Below are 11,990 nucleotides of genomic sequence, written 5' to 3'. Positions count from 1 at the left end.
TCGCCATCGTCTACCGAGCTGCTGCCGTCCTGGCCGCGATCATCACCTGGCTACGCACTTAAGAGACATGCCCTAGCGGCCGCCGGGTCGGTGGTCAGCGCCGAGCGGCGAGGCTGGTGATCTCGTGCGCGGACTCGACCGTGGGGGCCGAGGCCAGGGCGCGGGCCAGGGCGCGCTCCTCGCGCAGGTGGGCGCGAGCGGCGTGCCGGCGGCTGAGGACGGTGCGGATGCGGGTCATGGCTGGTCCTTCGGGTGCAGCGGATGGAAGCGCCGCAGGGGGCCGGGCGGGCCGGCCGGAGACCGTCCGCCTCCTGAGTTCGCAACTCGAACTCTGCGCCTCCCTACTGAGTTCGTCAAGTGAACCCAGCATGGCTACGATCACACTGTGAGCGACGCCTCCTACGACCGTTCCCGCTGCTCCGTCGCCGGCACGCTGGCCGTGGTGGGGGAGAAGTGGAGCCTGCTGCTGCTCCGCGAGGCGTTCCTCGGAGTGCGCCGGTTCGCCGACTTCCAGCAGGCACTGGGCGCTCCCAAGGCGGTGCTGACCGACCGGCTGGCCACCCTCGTGCAGGAGGGCATCCTGCGCAAGGAGCCGTACCAGGCCGACGGGTCCCGCCAGCGGCACGAGTACCGGCTGACCAGCAAGGGCCGCGACCTCTATCCCACGCTCGTGGCCCTGATGCAGTGGGGCGACCGCCACCTGGCCGACGGCCCGCCCCCGCTGGCCCTCGTGCACGCCGACTGCGGCGCCCCGGTGCGCGTCGCCCTGGTGTGCGACGACGGGCACGAGGTGGCCGGACCGCGCGACGTGCGACCCCACGCGGGCACCCCCACCGGCTGATCGGCGGCCGGCCGACGAGGGTCCTGACGCCCTCGCGCGGTTGTCGTAGGGGAGCCCCACACTCGACAGTGACGGGCCGGGCACGGTCCGGCACCACGTCGCCGAGGGGGAACAGTGATCGAACCGAGTGGCCCCGGGGTCCCAGGTCTCGTCCGGCACGGGGCGGTGGGGCCGCTGCCCCGCACCACCGGCCGGCAGATCGTCGTCCTCGCCGACGCCGGCGACGACCGCCCCGTCGACTGGGCCCGGGTGGGCCTGCACTCGGTGGCCGACTCCCGGGACTTCGCCGACGGCGACGTCCCGCCGCAGACCCTGCAGGACGCGGAGGCGACCGTCTTCAGCGCTCTCGGGATCGCGGTCGTGGCGGCCGAGCCCGGGCAGCTGGGCCTGCTGCAGACGGCGGGGGCCGGCGGTCGCCCGGTGCTCTCGGTCTCCCCGGAGCTGGTGCACCGCGTGCTGACCGGGACGCCGCGGGACGTCGGCCCGTACGCGGCGGGCTACCGCGACGGTGTCGCCGATCTGGCCGGCCGCCTCCTCGCGCCCGGCGCCCCGCCGGCAACGGCGGGGCCGGCGCGCTTCGAGGACACCGTCCAGGCGACGTGGGGCGTCCAGGCCGTCCGCGCCGACGCCTCGGCCGCCACCGGGCGCGGCATCCGGCTGGCGGTGCTCGACACGGGCTTCGACTCTGCCCACCCCGACTTCGCTGGCCGGACGATCGTCGCCCGCTCCTTCGTCACGGGGGAGGACGCCCAGGACGGGCACGGGCACGGCACGCACTGCATCGGCACCGCGTGCGGCCCCCGGACGCCGGCCACGGGGCCCCGTTACGGCGTTGCGCACGAGGCGGAGATCTACGCGGGCAAGGTGCTGGGCACCGACGGCAGCGGCACCGACGCCGGGATCCTCGCCGGCATCAACTGGGCGGTGACCAGCCGGTGCCCGGTCGTCTCGATGTCCCTGGGCGCCGACGTCATGCAGGCGCACCCGCCCTATTCCGCGGCCGGCCGCCGGGCGCTCCGACAGGGCTCGCTGATCATCGCGGCGGCGGGCAACAACGCCGACCGGCGGGCCGGCGACCCCGGGTTCGTGGGCGCGCCGGCGAACAGCGTCGAGATCATGGCGGTCGGGGCGCTGGACCAGGCGCTGGAGATGGCGTACTTCTCCGCGCGCAGCCTCCCCGCCCGTGGTGGTCAGGTGGACATCGCCGCTCCCGGCTGGGAGGTCTACTCGGCCTGGCCGATGCCGACCCGCTACAACACGATCAGCGGCACCAGCATGGCCACGCCGCACGTCGCCGGCCTGGCGGCGCTGTGGGCCGAGTCCACCGGGCACCGCGGCCTGGAGCTGTGGGCCACGCTCGTGCAGGAGAGCGTGCGGCTGCTGCAGCCCTCCGTCGACGCCGGGAGCGGTCTCGCCGTCGCTCCGCACGGAGGCGTCGCCGCGTAGCCTGCGCGGCATGACCCACGTCAGCGTCACCGTCGACGACGGGCACCTGGCCGCCCTGGACGGTGTCGTCCAGGGGTTGCGTGCGCGCGGCATGCAGGTGGACCAGGTGCTCGACAGCCTCGGCATCATCACCGGCTCCGTCGCACCCGGTGCCGCCGGTGGGCTCAGCGCCGTCGACGGGGTGATCTCGGTGGACGAGCAGCTGGGCGTCCAGCTGCCCCCGCCGGACGCGCCGGTGCAGTAGCACTGCGGCAGTCAGGGCGTCGGGGGCGCGGGCGTGGGGATCACGGGGGCGCGTTGACCGGCTCGCAGCACGCCGGCCGGGGGTGGCGAGCGGTGCTCGTCCGGGGCCGGCGGCCCGCCCGGCAGCAGGGCGAGCAGGTCGTGCAGGCCGACGAGCACCACCAGTCGGTGCAGGCACGGGCTGGGGCGCTCCAGGACCAGCTGGCAGCCGTGCCGCCGGGCCAGGTGGTGCCCGGTGACCAGGGTCCGGAGCCCCGCCGCATCGCAGAACGTCACCCGCTCGGTGTCCAGGACCCACCGTGGCCGGCCGCTCCCGGTCAGCGACCGCAGGCCGTCCAGCACGTGCGGGGCGTGGTCCCGGTCGAACTCCCCGGCCACCACCACGGTGGCCGAAGCGACGTCGACCGAGACCTGGAAGGGCACCCATCCGGCGTCGTGGTCCAGGCCCGTAGGGCTCGCAGGTGCTGCCATGGCCGGCCTCCCGCCGTCACCCGGGCTGTGCCCGGGCCCCGCTCTCGACCTCTTCGCGAAGCTACACCCGACGCGGCCCGGACACCGGCCCTGCGGTCGTGATGGGATGAGCGGGATGAGCGAGAACGCGACCCGACTCCGCGATGTCCGTCCCGAGGACGCCTTCGACGTCGAGGCGGTGCACGCGTGGCTGGCGCCGCGCGTCCCGGCGCTCGACGGCCACGCGCCACCACAGGTGCGGCAGTTCTCCGGCGGCGCGAGCAACCTCACCTACCTGCTGGACTACGGCGACCTCGACCTGGTGCTGCGTCGGCCGCCGCACGGCCACAAGGCGGCCTCGGCGCACGACATGGGCCGGGAGGTCCGGGTGCAGCAGCGGCTCCGTCCGCACCTGGACGTCGTCGCCCAGATCCACGGCTTCTGCGAGGACCCGTCGGTCATCGGCAGCGACTTCTACGTGATGGAGCGCCTGACGGGCACCGTGCTCGGCCGGAAGCTGCCCGAGGGCGTGGAGCTCTCGCCGGAGCAGGCCCGGGTGCTGGGGGAGACCGCCTACGACCGGCTGGCCGACCTGCACTCGATCGACGTCGACGCCGCGGGGCTCGCCGATCTGGGCAGGGGCCCCGGCTACGTGCGCCGGCAGGTCGAGGGCTGGTCGCGGCGCTTCCGCGACGCGCTGACCGACGACGTCCCCCCGGCCGAGGAGCTCATGGGCTGGCTGGCCGAGCACCAGCCGCAGGACGTGCGGGCCAGCCTGCTGCACGGTGACTGGAAGCTCGACAACCTCGTGCTCGACCTGTCCGGCACGCCCCGGATCACCGGCGTCCTGGACTGGGAGATGGCCACCGTCGGTGACCCGCTGATGGACCTGGGCGCCTCGCTCGCCTACTGGGTCACCGCGGACGACGACGAGGAGTTCGGGCTGGTCTCGACCCAGCCGAGCATCCTGTCGGGCATGCCGACCCGCGAGCAGCTGGTCGAGCGGTACCTGGCGCGCACCGGTCTGCAGCCGGCGAACTGGACGTTCTACGAGGTGTTCGGGCTGTTCCGGCTGGCCGTGATCATCCAGCAGATCTGGGCGCGGTACAGCTCCGGCCACAGCACCAACCCGCGGTTCGCCAACTTCGGCTTCGCCGCGGCCGTCCTGCTCCAGCGCGCGGAGAAGCTGGCCGGATGCCGCTGATCTGCCTGGTCCGCCACGGGCAGGCCTCCTTCGGCGCCGACGACTACGACGTCCTCAGCGACCTCGGTCGCGAGCAGGCGCGGTGCGTGGGGGAGGAGCTGCGCCGGCGGGAGCTGCGCGACCCGCTCGTCGTCTCCGGCACGCTGCGCCGCCAGCGGGACACCGCGGCCCTGCTGACGGAGACGGCCGGCTTCGGGCCCGTGGCCGGGCCGGACCCGCGGTTCGACGAGTACGACCACCTGGACCTCCTGGAGCGCTATCCGGCGGAGGGGGAGCAGCCGTCCGGGGACTCCGGGTCGCGGCAGGTGCAGCGGCTGCTCGACGGCGCCCTGCGGTCGTGGATCGCGGCCGGCGACGCAGACGGCTGGCCGGCCTTCTCCACCGGCGCGCCGACCGCGCTGCGCGAGCTGGCGACGGGCCTCGGCTCCGGTCGGGACGCCGTGGTGGTCAGCTCCGGGGGTGTGATCGCCGCCGTCGTCGCCGGGCTGCTGGGCGCCCCGGCCGACGGTGTGGTGGCGCTGAACCGGGCCGCGGTGAACGTCGGCGTCACCTCGGTGCTGGCCGGTGGGTCGGGCCTGTCCCTGCTCGCCTTCAACGACCACGCGCACGTCACCGGCGACCGCCGCCACCTGCTCAGCTACCGCTGACCCCGGGCCCGGCAGGCCCGTCGCCTCCGGCGGGCCGGCACGGGTGCCGGCGGCCCGGAGCGGACTACGGTCGTCCCATGAGCCACGACGAGGGTGCCGGTGACGTGCGGTACCTCGGCGAGACGATGAGCCGGATCGCCCGGCAGCTGCAGGGCGAGCACGGCGACGTCGAGGCGACCCTGCACGCCATCACCGCCGCCGCGGTGGTCGCCGTGCCGGACGCGGACGAGTGCGGCATCAGCTACGTGATCGGCCGGTCGAAGGTGGAGCCGCGCGCGTCGACGGGCGACCTGCCGCGTCAGGTCGACGAGTTGCAGAGCCGCCTCCAGCAGGGGCCGTGCCTCGACGCGATCTGGGACGAGGAGGTCGTCCGGGTGGTCGACCTGGCCGAGGAGCAGCGGTGGCCGGAGTTCGCTCCGGAGGCCGCTGCCCTGGGCGCTCGCGGGATGGTCTGCTTCCAGCTGTTCGTGGCGGGCGACCAGATGGGTGCGCTGAACCTGTACTCGCGGACGCCGGACGCCTTCGACGAGGAGTCCCGGGAGATCGGTCAGCTGTTCGCCGCGCACGCGGCCGTGGCGCTGGCCGGGGCCGAGCACGAGTCGCACCTGCGCGACGGCATGGCCAACCGCGACCTGATCGGGCAGGCCAAGGGCATCCTGATGGAGCGGCACGGGCTCACCGCCGACCAGGCGTTCGGCGTGCTCGCCCGCGTCTCCCAGGAGCTCAACCGGAAACTGGTCGAGGTGGCCCGCGAGCTGGCCGACACCGGTGCCGTGCCGGGCGGCTACCGCCGCGCGAGGTGAGCCGGCCACCCTCCGAGGAGGATGGCCGCGTGCCCGAGGAGCTGTTGCCCGACGAGCTGCTGCCCGGTGAGCAGCCACCCGGCAAGCCGCTGCCGGACGTGATCGCCCCGGGGCTCGAGGTGCTCTTCTGCGGCATCAACCCCTCGCTGATGTCGGCGGAGCGGGGACACCACTTCGCCCGGCCGGGCAACCGCTTCTGGCCGGCGCTGCACCGGGCCGGGCTCACGCCGCGGCAGCTGGCCCCCGAGGAGGACCGCGAGCTCCTCCGGCACGGGCTGGGGGTGACCAACCTGGTGGACCGGCCCACCCGCACCGCGGCCGAGCTGTCCCCGGCGGAGTTCCGCGCGGGCGCCGTGGCCCTCGCGGCCCTGGTGGCGCGCTACCGGCCGCGGGTGCTCGCCGTCCTGGGCATCACCGCATGGCGCCAGGGCTTCGACCGCCCGAAGGCCGTCGTGGGCCGGCAGCCCGAGCGGATCGGCGGCGCGGAGACCTGGGCGGTGCCCAACCCGAGCGGGCTGAACGCGCACGCCCAGCTGCCCGACCTCGCCCGGGCCTACCGGCAGCTGCGACCGGGGAGCTGACCGCGCTCAGCCGACGACGACGTTCCAGGTGCGGATGGTCCAGCCGGTCACGACGCCCCGGGTGACGTAGGGGTCCGCGGCGGCGAACCGTTCGACGACCTCGCGCGGCGCCGTCCACACCAGCAGGGCGCGGTCGAAGGGATCGGGGAGCGCGCCGGCGAGCAGCAGCTCGCCCCGGTCGTGCGCCTCCCGGAGCATCGCCAGGTGCTCCTCGCGGACGGCGTCCCGGCGCTCCAGGTAGTCGTCGGCCAGCGTGTACTCGAGGACCAGGTGCATGCCCCACCCTGGCACGACGGCGACAATGCCGGGATGCCCCGCCTGCTGGTCGTCCACCACACACCCTCGCCCGCGCTGCAGGCGGTGCTGGAGGCGGTGAAGGAGGGAGCCGCGATGGTCGACGACGTCGAGCTGTCCCTGCGGCCGGCGCTGTCGGCGGGCCCGGCCGACCTGCTGGCAGCCGACGGCGTGCTGCTGGGCACGCCGGCGAACATCGGCTACATGTCCGGGGCGCTCAAGCACTTCTTCGACACGGTGTACTACCCCTGCCTGGACGCCACGGCCGGGCTGGCCTACGGCGTGTACGTGCACGGCAACGACGACACCGCGGGGGCGCTGCGGAGCATCGAGCGGATCACCGAGGCGCTGCGCTGGAAGCGGGTCGCCGCGCCGCTGAGCCTGACCGGTGCACCGTCGCCGGCGGACCTGGAGGGTGTCCGCGAGCTGGCCGCGACGGTCGCCGTCGGCCTCTGAGCGGCTACCCGGCGTCCTCTGCCACCCGCAGCACCAGCAGTGCCACGTCGTCGGTGAAGTCCGGCGCGGTCCGGGTCAGCAGCGCGTCGCAGATCTGCGCGACCGGGGTGCGGTGCAGGTCGCGCGCGGCCGCGGTGAGCGCGTCGAGCCCGTCGTCCAGCGTCGCGCCCCGGCGCTCGACCAGGCCGTCGGTGTAGAGCACGACGGTCGAGCCGGCGGGCAGCGGCAGGGCGTGCGACTGCCGCGGGCTCCCCGGGCGCACCCCGAGCAGCAGGTTCCGCGGGCGCCCCAGCAGCTCCACCTCGCCGTCCGGGCCGAGCAGGAGCGGAGGTGGATGCCCGGCGTTGGACCAGCGGAGCAGCAGCGGTCCGTCGTCGGCCGGCCGCTCGACCCGGGCCACGAGCGCCGTCGCCAGGCTCCCGACGCCGAGGTCGGCCACCGCCTGGTCGAGGACGGTGAGGACCTGCGCCGGGTCGCCGTCCAGGGCGTGGGCGATGCCGCGCAGCAGGTTGCGCAGCTGACCCATGACCGCGGCGGCGTCCCGGTCGTGCCCGGTGACGTCGCCGACCACCAGGGTGGTGGCGCCGTCAGGGCTCAGGAACGCGTCGTACCAGTCCCCGCCGACCTCCGCCTCGCGCGCCGCCGGCCGGTAGCGCACCGCGATGTCGAGTCCGTCGAGCTGCGGTGGTTCGGTCAGCAGCGACCGCTGCAGCGTCTCGGCGAGGCTGCGGGTGGCCCGGGCCGCCCGGCGCTCGCTCTCCAGCCGGCCGACCCGGTCCAGCGCCTGACCGCACTGGTCGGCGAACGCCCGGAGCACCCGGACGTCGTCGGGCTCCAGGGGGTGCGGGCGCCGCCAGCCGACGAGCAGCGAGCCGAGCGCCCGCTCCCCGGTCCGCAGCGGCAGCGCCGCCCATGCCCGGAGCCCGGCGTCCGGGGGCGGCGCGTCGGGGGCGAGCTCGGCGGAGGGGACGAGGACCGGCCGGCCGGCCGCCGCGACGGCCAGGGGCGAGGCGGAGCCCGCCGGGATCCGCCGGGTGACCGAACCGCCGTCGACGACCGCCAGCTCCGAGCCGCCCGGGAGCACGAGCGCGGCGGCCAGCAGGTCGGCCGACAGCCCCGGGCCGCCGTGGTCGGCCAGCAGCCGGAACAGGTCGTCGCGCGTCTCCGCCGCGGCGAGGGCCGAGACGGTGCGGGCCAGCCCGGCCAGGGACCGTGCGGTGCGCTGCTCCCGCTCGGTGAGCGCCCGCAGCTCCGCGTTGCGCTGCTCGAGCTCCCGGGTGCGCGCGAACAGGTCGGACTCGACCTGCGCCACGCGATCGCGCCACTCCTGCCGCCTGGCCGCCTCCGCGCCGCCGGCGTCGCGGTCGCGGACGTACTCGGTGATGTCGTCGGCGCGGTGCAGCAGCAGCACCACCGTGCCGTCGTCGTCCAGGATCGGGACGTTGCGCGGACTCCAGAACCGCTCCACGTAGCTGCCGTCGGGCAGCGCGATGTCGTACTTCTGGATCGGCATGGTGTGCGGCTGCCCGGTGTCGCGCGCCTGCTCCAGGGACGCCCGGAGGTTCCCGGGGCCGTCGGCCGTCGGATCGTCGGGGTTGAGCGGGAAGACGTCGAAGAGATGCCGGCCGACCGTGCCCTCGAGCGTCGTCGCGGTCTCCTCCAGCCGCGCCCGGTTGGCGTAGACGATGACGAGGTCCGGGGTGAGCAGCAGGATCGGTGTCGGGGCCGCGTCGAGCACCCGGCGGAAGTCGGGCTCGCGCAGCTGGGGGATCACGCCGCTCCTCCTGCTGTCTCGTCGTCGGCCCGGGGCGCAGTCATCCTCCCCTGCCGCCCGTCGGGCAGCCCGCACCGCCCGTTTCCCCGGCCCGGCCCCGGGGCACGGCAGGCCCACCCCGTCAGCGGCCACCGGACCGGTCCCGGCATCTCCGGACGTGCAGGAGGGAACCGTGCCCACCCGTCGAGCGCTGCTGGCGGGCGGTGCGGGCCCGGCGGTGGCCGTCCTGCTCGCCGGTTGCACCGTGCGGTCCCCGGGCCGATCCGGGGACGGCAGGGGAGCGGAGCCGGCGCGGTTGTCCGCCCGGCCGGGTGCGCCGGCCGTGGCCACCGCACCCGCGCCCGGGACCCGGGCGCTGGACCTCGGGGCGGAGCCGGACCCGTTGCTGCACGTGCCCCCGGCCGGGGCGGCGGGGAGGCCGCTGCCGCTGGTCGTCAGCCTGCACGGAGCCGGGGGGAGCCCGCAGGCGGGGCTGGAGCTGCTCCGCGGACCGGCCGACGAACTCGGCGTGGTCGTACTGGCACCGGGCTCGCGGGGACCCACGTGGGACGCCGTCGGTGGGACCTACGGCCCGGACGTCGCCCGCCTCGACCGGGCGCTGCGGCAGGTGTTCACCGAGCTGCCGGTCGATCCCGGACGGATCGGGATCGCCGGCTTCTCCGACGGCGCCTCGTACGCCCTCGGGCTGGGACTGGCCAACGGCCGGCTCTTCTCCCGGGTCATGGCCTTCTCACCGGGCTACGTGCCGCCCGCGCCGCGATCGGGGACGCCGGAGGTGTTCCTCACCCACGGGGAGGACGACACCGTCCTGCCCGTCGACCGGACCAGCCGGCGGATCGTGCCCGCCCTGCGGGACGAGGGCTACGACGTCACGTACCGCGAGTTCGCGGGGCCGCACACGCTGCCGCCGGAGCTGGCACGCGCGGCCGTGGAGTGGTTCGCCCGGCCTTGAGGGACGGGTGGTTCCCCGGCAGGACGCCGTCACCGACCGCTGCAGTGGCGACGGCGACGTCCCGCCGGGGACGCTGCATGGCGAGGTGACGGACACCCGCGACGCAGCGGCTCAGGGGTGGTGCGACTACCAGCGCAGTGGGTGCGTGGAGCGGGAGTGCGCGGTGCGGCAGGCCCGGCAGTTGCCCCACGAGACGATGCTCAGCGGGGTGGTCGGGGAGCCGCACTCGGGGCACTCGACCGTCAGGTCGGCGGTGGCGCGGGCCTCGCTCAGTTCGCGGGACCGCTCCTCGTGGATGGCCTCGTCGCCCCGGCAGGGACAGCCGAGATGGGCTTCCGCGCAACGTCCGACGTGCATGGCGATGGGGTCCCCTCGGTGTCGTGCTCGACGCTACGCCTGGTCCGGGCCGGACAGGCGAAAGGGGCCACGGCGCGCTGCGCCGTGACCCCTTCGTGTTACCCGATCAGATCGGGCGGACGTTCTCCGCCTGGGGGCCCTTCTGGCCCTGCGTGACGTCGAACTCCACCTGCTGGCCCTCGTCGAGCGAACGGTAGCCGTCACTCGCGATGGCGGAGTAGTGGCAGAAGACGTCGGCGCCGCCGCCGTCCTGGGCGATGAACCCGAAGCCCTTCTCCGCGTTGAACCACTTCACAGTGCCCTGAGCCATGTCGTTCTCATTCCGTGCTGGGAGGTGTCCGCACAGGTACGTACCGGGTGCGGGGCCGCCGCACCGACCGGCAGGACCGAGAGGAACGTCAGGCAGAGACGACTGCGGACGTTCAAGAACGAAAGCAGAGGCGCAACAGCGACCAGGGAGGACACTACCCCGCGTTGGCGATCTTGGCCAGGGCCCCCCTCCGGCGTGTGTCGCCGCCCGCTCCGGTGCGGCCCCCGCCGCTGCGGGGTGGTCCCGGTGTGCGGCAGCATCGCGGGCATGAGCGCCCCGCGCACCGATGGACCGGAGTGGGTCCGGGACGCCATCTGGTGGCACGTGTACCCGCTGGGGTTCGTCGGCGCGGAGCAGCGCAGCGAGCCCGGCGCCCCCGTCCGCCACCGGCTGGCCCACCTGACCGGCTGGCTCGACCACGCCGTCCGGCTCGGGGCCTCGGGGCTGGCGCTGGGGCCGGTCTTCGACTCCACCACCCACGGCTACGACACCGTCGACCACCTGCGCATCGACCCGCGACTGGGCGACGACGGGGACTTCGACGCCCTGGTCGCCGGGTGCCGCGAGCGCGGCCTGCGGGTGCTGCTGGACGGCGTCTTCAACCACGTCGGCCGCGGGCACCCCGCCTTCCGGGCGGTCCTGGAGCAGGGACCGTCGGCGGCGACCGCCTCCTGGTTCCGGCTGCGGTGGCCGGGCGGGGCGGACGCATGGCGGCCTGGCGTCGAACCCGACCACGACGACTTCGAGGGCCACTCCCACCTCGTCGCCCTGGACCACGGCTCGCCGGCCGTGCTCGACCACGTCGTGGAGGTGATGTGCCACTGGCTCGACCGGGGCGCCGACGGGTGGCGGCTGGACGCCGCCTACGCCGTCCCCACCTCGTTCTGGGCGCAGGTGGCCGACCGGGTGCGCGCCCGGCACCCCGATGCCTACCTGATGGGCGAGGTCATCCACGGCGACTACGCCCGGGTGGTCGCCGACGGACACCTGGACGCCGTCACGCAGTACGAGTTGTGGAAGGCGATCTGGAGCTCGCTGAACGACGCGAACTTCTTCGAGCTCGACGCCGCGCTGACCCGGCACACGGGCCACCTCGAGCACTTCACGCCCTACACGTTCGTCGGCAACCACGACGTCACCCGCATCGCCAGCCGGCTGGGCGACGAGCGGCACATCCCGCACGCGCTGGTCGCGCTGCTCACGACCGGGGGGACGCCGGCGGTCTACGCCGGCGACGAGCACGCCTTCCGGGGGGTCAAGGAGGACCGGGCCGGGGGCGACGACGCCGTCCGCCCGCCCTTCCCGGCCGGCCCGGAGGAGCTCTCCGACCTGGGGCTGCCCACCTACCGGCTGCACCAGGAGCTGATCGGCCTGCGCCGCCGGCACCGGTGGCTGCACACCGCGCGCACCACGACGCTGCACCTGGCCAACGAGCAGCTGGTCTACGAGCTGTCCGGCGCGGGGGAGCGGCTGCTCGTCGCGCTCTCGGTCGGCGAGCGGCCCGCCGAGCTGCCGGCCGCGGGGGCCGGGGAGGTGCTCGCCGGGGCGGCCGACGTCCTGGCCGCCGGCACCGACGGGGCCCGCGTCCGGCTGCCCGCCCACGGGTGGGCGGTCCTCGCGGGCTGAGCCGGG

Annotated in this window: 16 protein-coding genes; 10 read left to right on the top strand and 6 right to left on the bottom strand. The window is 75.2% G+C overall.

Annotation, left to right across the window (positions count from 1 at the left end; all coding sequences use genetic code 11):
* Positions 1–94 precede the first annotated feature (94 nt).
* Entirely contained in the window at positions 95–238 is a 144-nt protein-coding gene (locus tag GCU60_RS17265) for a hypothetical protein (protein ID WP_163207506.1), read from the bottom strand.
* A 147-nt stretch (positions 239–385) separates the two neighbouring features.
* Between GCU60_RS17265 and GCU60_RS17260 the strand changes: the two genes are divergently transcribed.
* The 3 genes from GCU60_RS17260 (at position 386) to GCU60_RS17250 (ending at position 2,531) form a co-directional block, all read left to right on the top strand.
* A complete protein-coding gene (locus GCU60_RS17260) occupies positions 386–841 on the top strand; it encodes a winged helix-turn-helix transcriptional regulator (protein ID WP_163207504.1) in 456 nt (151 codons plus the stop codon).
* A 114-nt stretch (positions 842–955) separates the two neighbouring features.
* Positions 956–2,287, top strand: coding sequence for a S8 family serine peptidase (locus GCU60_RS17255; RefSeq protein ID WP_345770664.1), 1,332 nt, complete (start codon positions 956–958; stop codon positions 2,285–2,287).
* A gap of 10 nt (positions 2,288–2,297) precedes the next feature.
* On the top strand, positions 2,298–2,531 hold the full coding sequence (locus GCU60_RS17250) for a ketohydroxyglutarate aldolase (RefSeq protein WP_163207502.1): 234 nt from the start codon (positions 2,298–2,300) through the stop codon (positions 2,529–2,531).
* Between the two features lie 11 nt (positions 2,532–2,542).
* Here GCU60_RS17250 and GCU60_RS17245 read toward each other — a convergent pair whose 3' ends face one another.
* Positions 2,543–3,001, bottom strand: coding sequence for an STAS domain-containing protein (locus GCU60_RS17245; RefSeq protein ID WP_163207500.1), 459 nt, complete (start codon positions 2,999–3,001; stop codon positions 2,543–2,545).
* Positions 3,002–3,116: 115 nt separating this feature from the next.
* On the opposite strand from GCU60_RS17245, the gene GCU60_RS17240 reads away from it, so the two are divergent.
* The 4 genes from GCU60_RS17240 (at position 3,117) to mug (ending at position 6,215) form a co-directional block, all read left to right on the top strand.
* Positions 3,117–4,184, top strand: a complete 1,068-nt coding sequence (locus tag GCU60_RS17240; protein ID WP_163207498.1) for a phosphotransferase family protein — start codon at positions 3,117–3,119, stop codon at positions 4,182–4,184.
* Positions 4,175–4,831: a histidine phosphatase family protein gene (locus GCU60_RS17235; protein WP_163207496.1), complete on the top strand. Its 657-nt coding sequence runs from the start codon at positions 4,175–4,177 to the stop codon at positions 4,829–4,831. Before GCU60_RS17240 ends, GCU60_RS17235 begins: the two co-directional genes overlap by 10 nt.
* A gap of 77 nt (positions 4,832–4,908) precedes the next feature.
* A complete protein-coding gene (locus tag GCU60_RS17230) occupies positions 4,909–5,634 on the top strand; it encodes a GAF and ANTAR domain-containing protein (protein WP_163207494.1) in 726 nt (241 codons plus the stop codon).
* Positions 5,635–5,663: 29 nt separating this feature from the next.
* Positions 5,664–6,215: a G/U mismatch-specific DNA glycosylase gene (gene mug / locus GCU60_RS17225; protein WP_345770663.1), complete on the top strand. Its 552-nt coding sequence runs from the start codon at positions 5,664–5,666 to the stop codon at positions 6,213–6,215.
* A 6-nt stretch (positions 6,216–6,221) separates the two neighbouring features.
* Here the strand turns inward: mug and GCU60_RS17220 are convergent, their stop codons facing one another.
* Complete coding sequence (locus tag GCU60_RS17220) at positions 6,222–6,491, bottom strand: YciI-like protein (protein WP_163207492.1); 270 nt, start codon at positions 6,489–6,491, stop codon at positions 6,222–6,224.
* A gap of 33 nt (positions 6,492–6,524) precedes the next feature.
* On the opposite strand from GCU60_RS17220, the gene GCU60_RS17215 reads away from it, so the two are divergent.
* Complete coding sequence (locus GCU60_RS17215; protein ID WP_163207490.1) at positions 6,525–6,965, top strand: flavodoxin family protein; 441 nt, start codon at positions 6,525–6,527, stop codon at positions 6,963–6,965.
* 4 nt (positions 6,966–6,969) lie between these two features.
* Here GCU60_RS17215 and GCU60_RS17210 read toward each other — a convergent pair whose 3' ends face one another.
* Positions 6,970–8,739: a SpoIIE family protein phosphatase gene (locus GCU60_RS17210; RefSeq protein ID WP_204262227.1), complete on the bottom strand. Its 1,770-nt coding sequence runs from the start codon at positions 8,737–8,739 to the stop codon at positions 6,970–6,972.
* A 172-nt stretch (positions 8,740–8,911) separates the two neighbouring features.
* Between GCU60_RS17210 and GCU60_RS20540 the strand changes: the two genes are divergently transcribed.
* A complete protein-coding gene (locus GCU60_RS20540) occupies positions 8,912–9,691 on the top strand; it encodes an alpha/beta hydrolase (RefSeq protein ID WP_345770662.1) in 780 nt (259 codons plus the stop codon).
* A 126-nt stretch (positions 9,692–9,817) separates the two neighbouring features.
* Here GCU60_RS20540 and GCU60_RS17200 read toward each other — a convergent pair whose 3' ends face one another.
* Positions 9,818–10,048 (bottom strand): hypothetical protein, encoded by a 231-nt coding sequence (locus tag GCU60_RS17200; RefSeq protein ID WP_163207486.1) that lies wholly within the window; start codon positions 10,046–10,048, stop codon positions 9,818–9,820.
* Positions 10,049–10,154: 106 nt separating this feature from the next.
* Positions 10,155–10,358 (bottom strand): cold-shock protein, encoded by a 204-nt coding sequence (locus GCU60_RS17195; protein WP_104529886.1) that lies wholly within the window; start codon positions 10,356–10,358, stop codon positions 10,155–10,157.
* 267 nt (positions 10,359–10,625) lie between these two features.
* Here GCU60_RS17195 and GCU60_RS17190 point away from each other — a divergent pair, with 267 nt between their 5' ends.
* Positions 10,626–11,984, top strand: a complete 1,359-nt coding sequence (locus GCU60_RS17190; RefSeq protein ID WP_163207484.1) for an alpha-amylase family glycosyl hydrolase — start codon at positions 10,626–10,628, stop codon at positions 11,982–11,984.
* Positions 11,985–11,990 lie beyond the last annotated feature (6 nt).

The sequence above is a fragment of the Blastococcus saxobsidens genome (assembly GCF_010682065.1).
In the GTDB taxonomy this organism is placed as follows: domain Bacteria; phylum Actinomycetota; class Actinomycetes; order Mycobacteriales; family Geodermatophilaceae; genus Blastococcus; species Blastococcus saxobsidens_B.
Note: the sequence above shows the minus strand (reverse complement) of the source record. Positions and strands in the feature narration are given on the sequence as shown.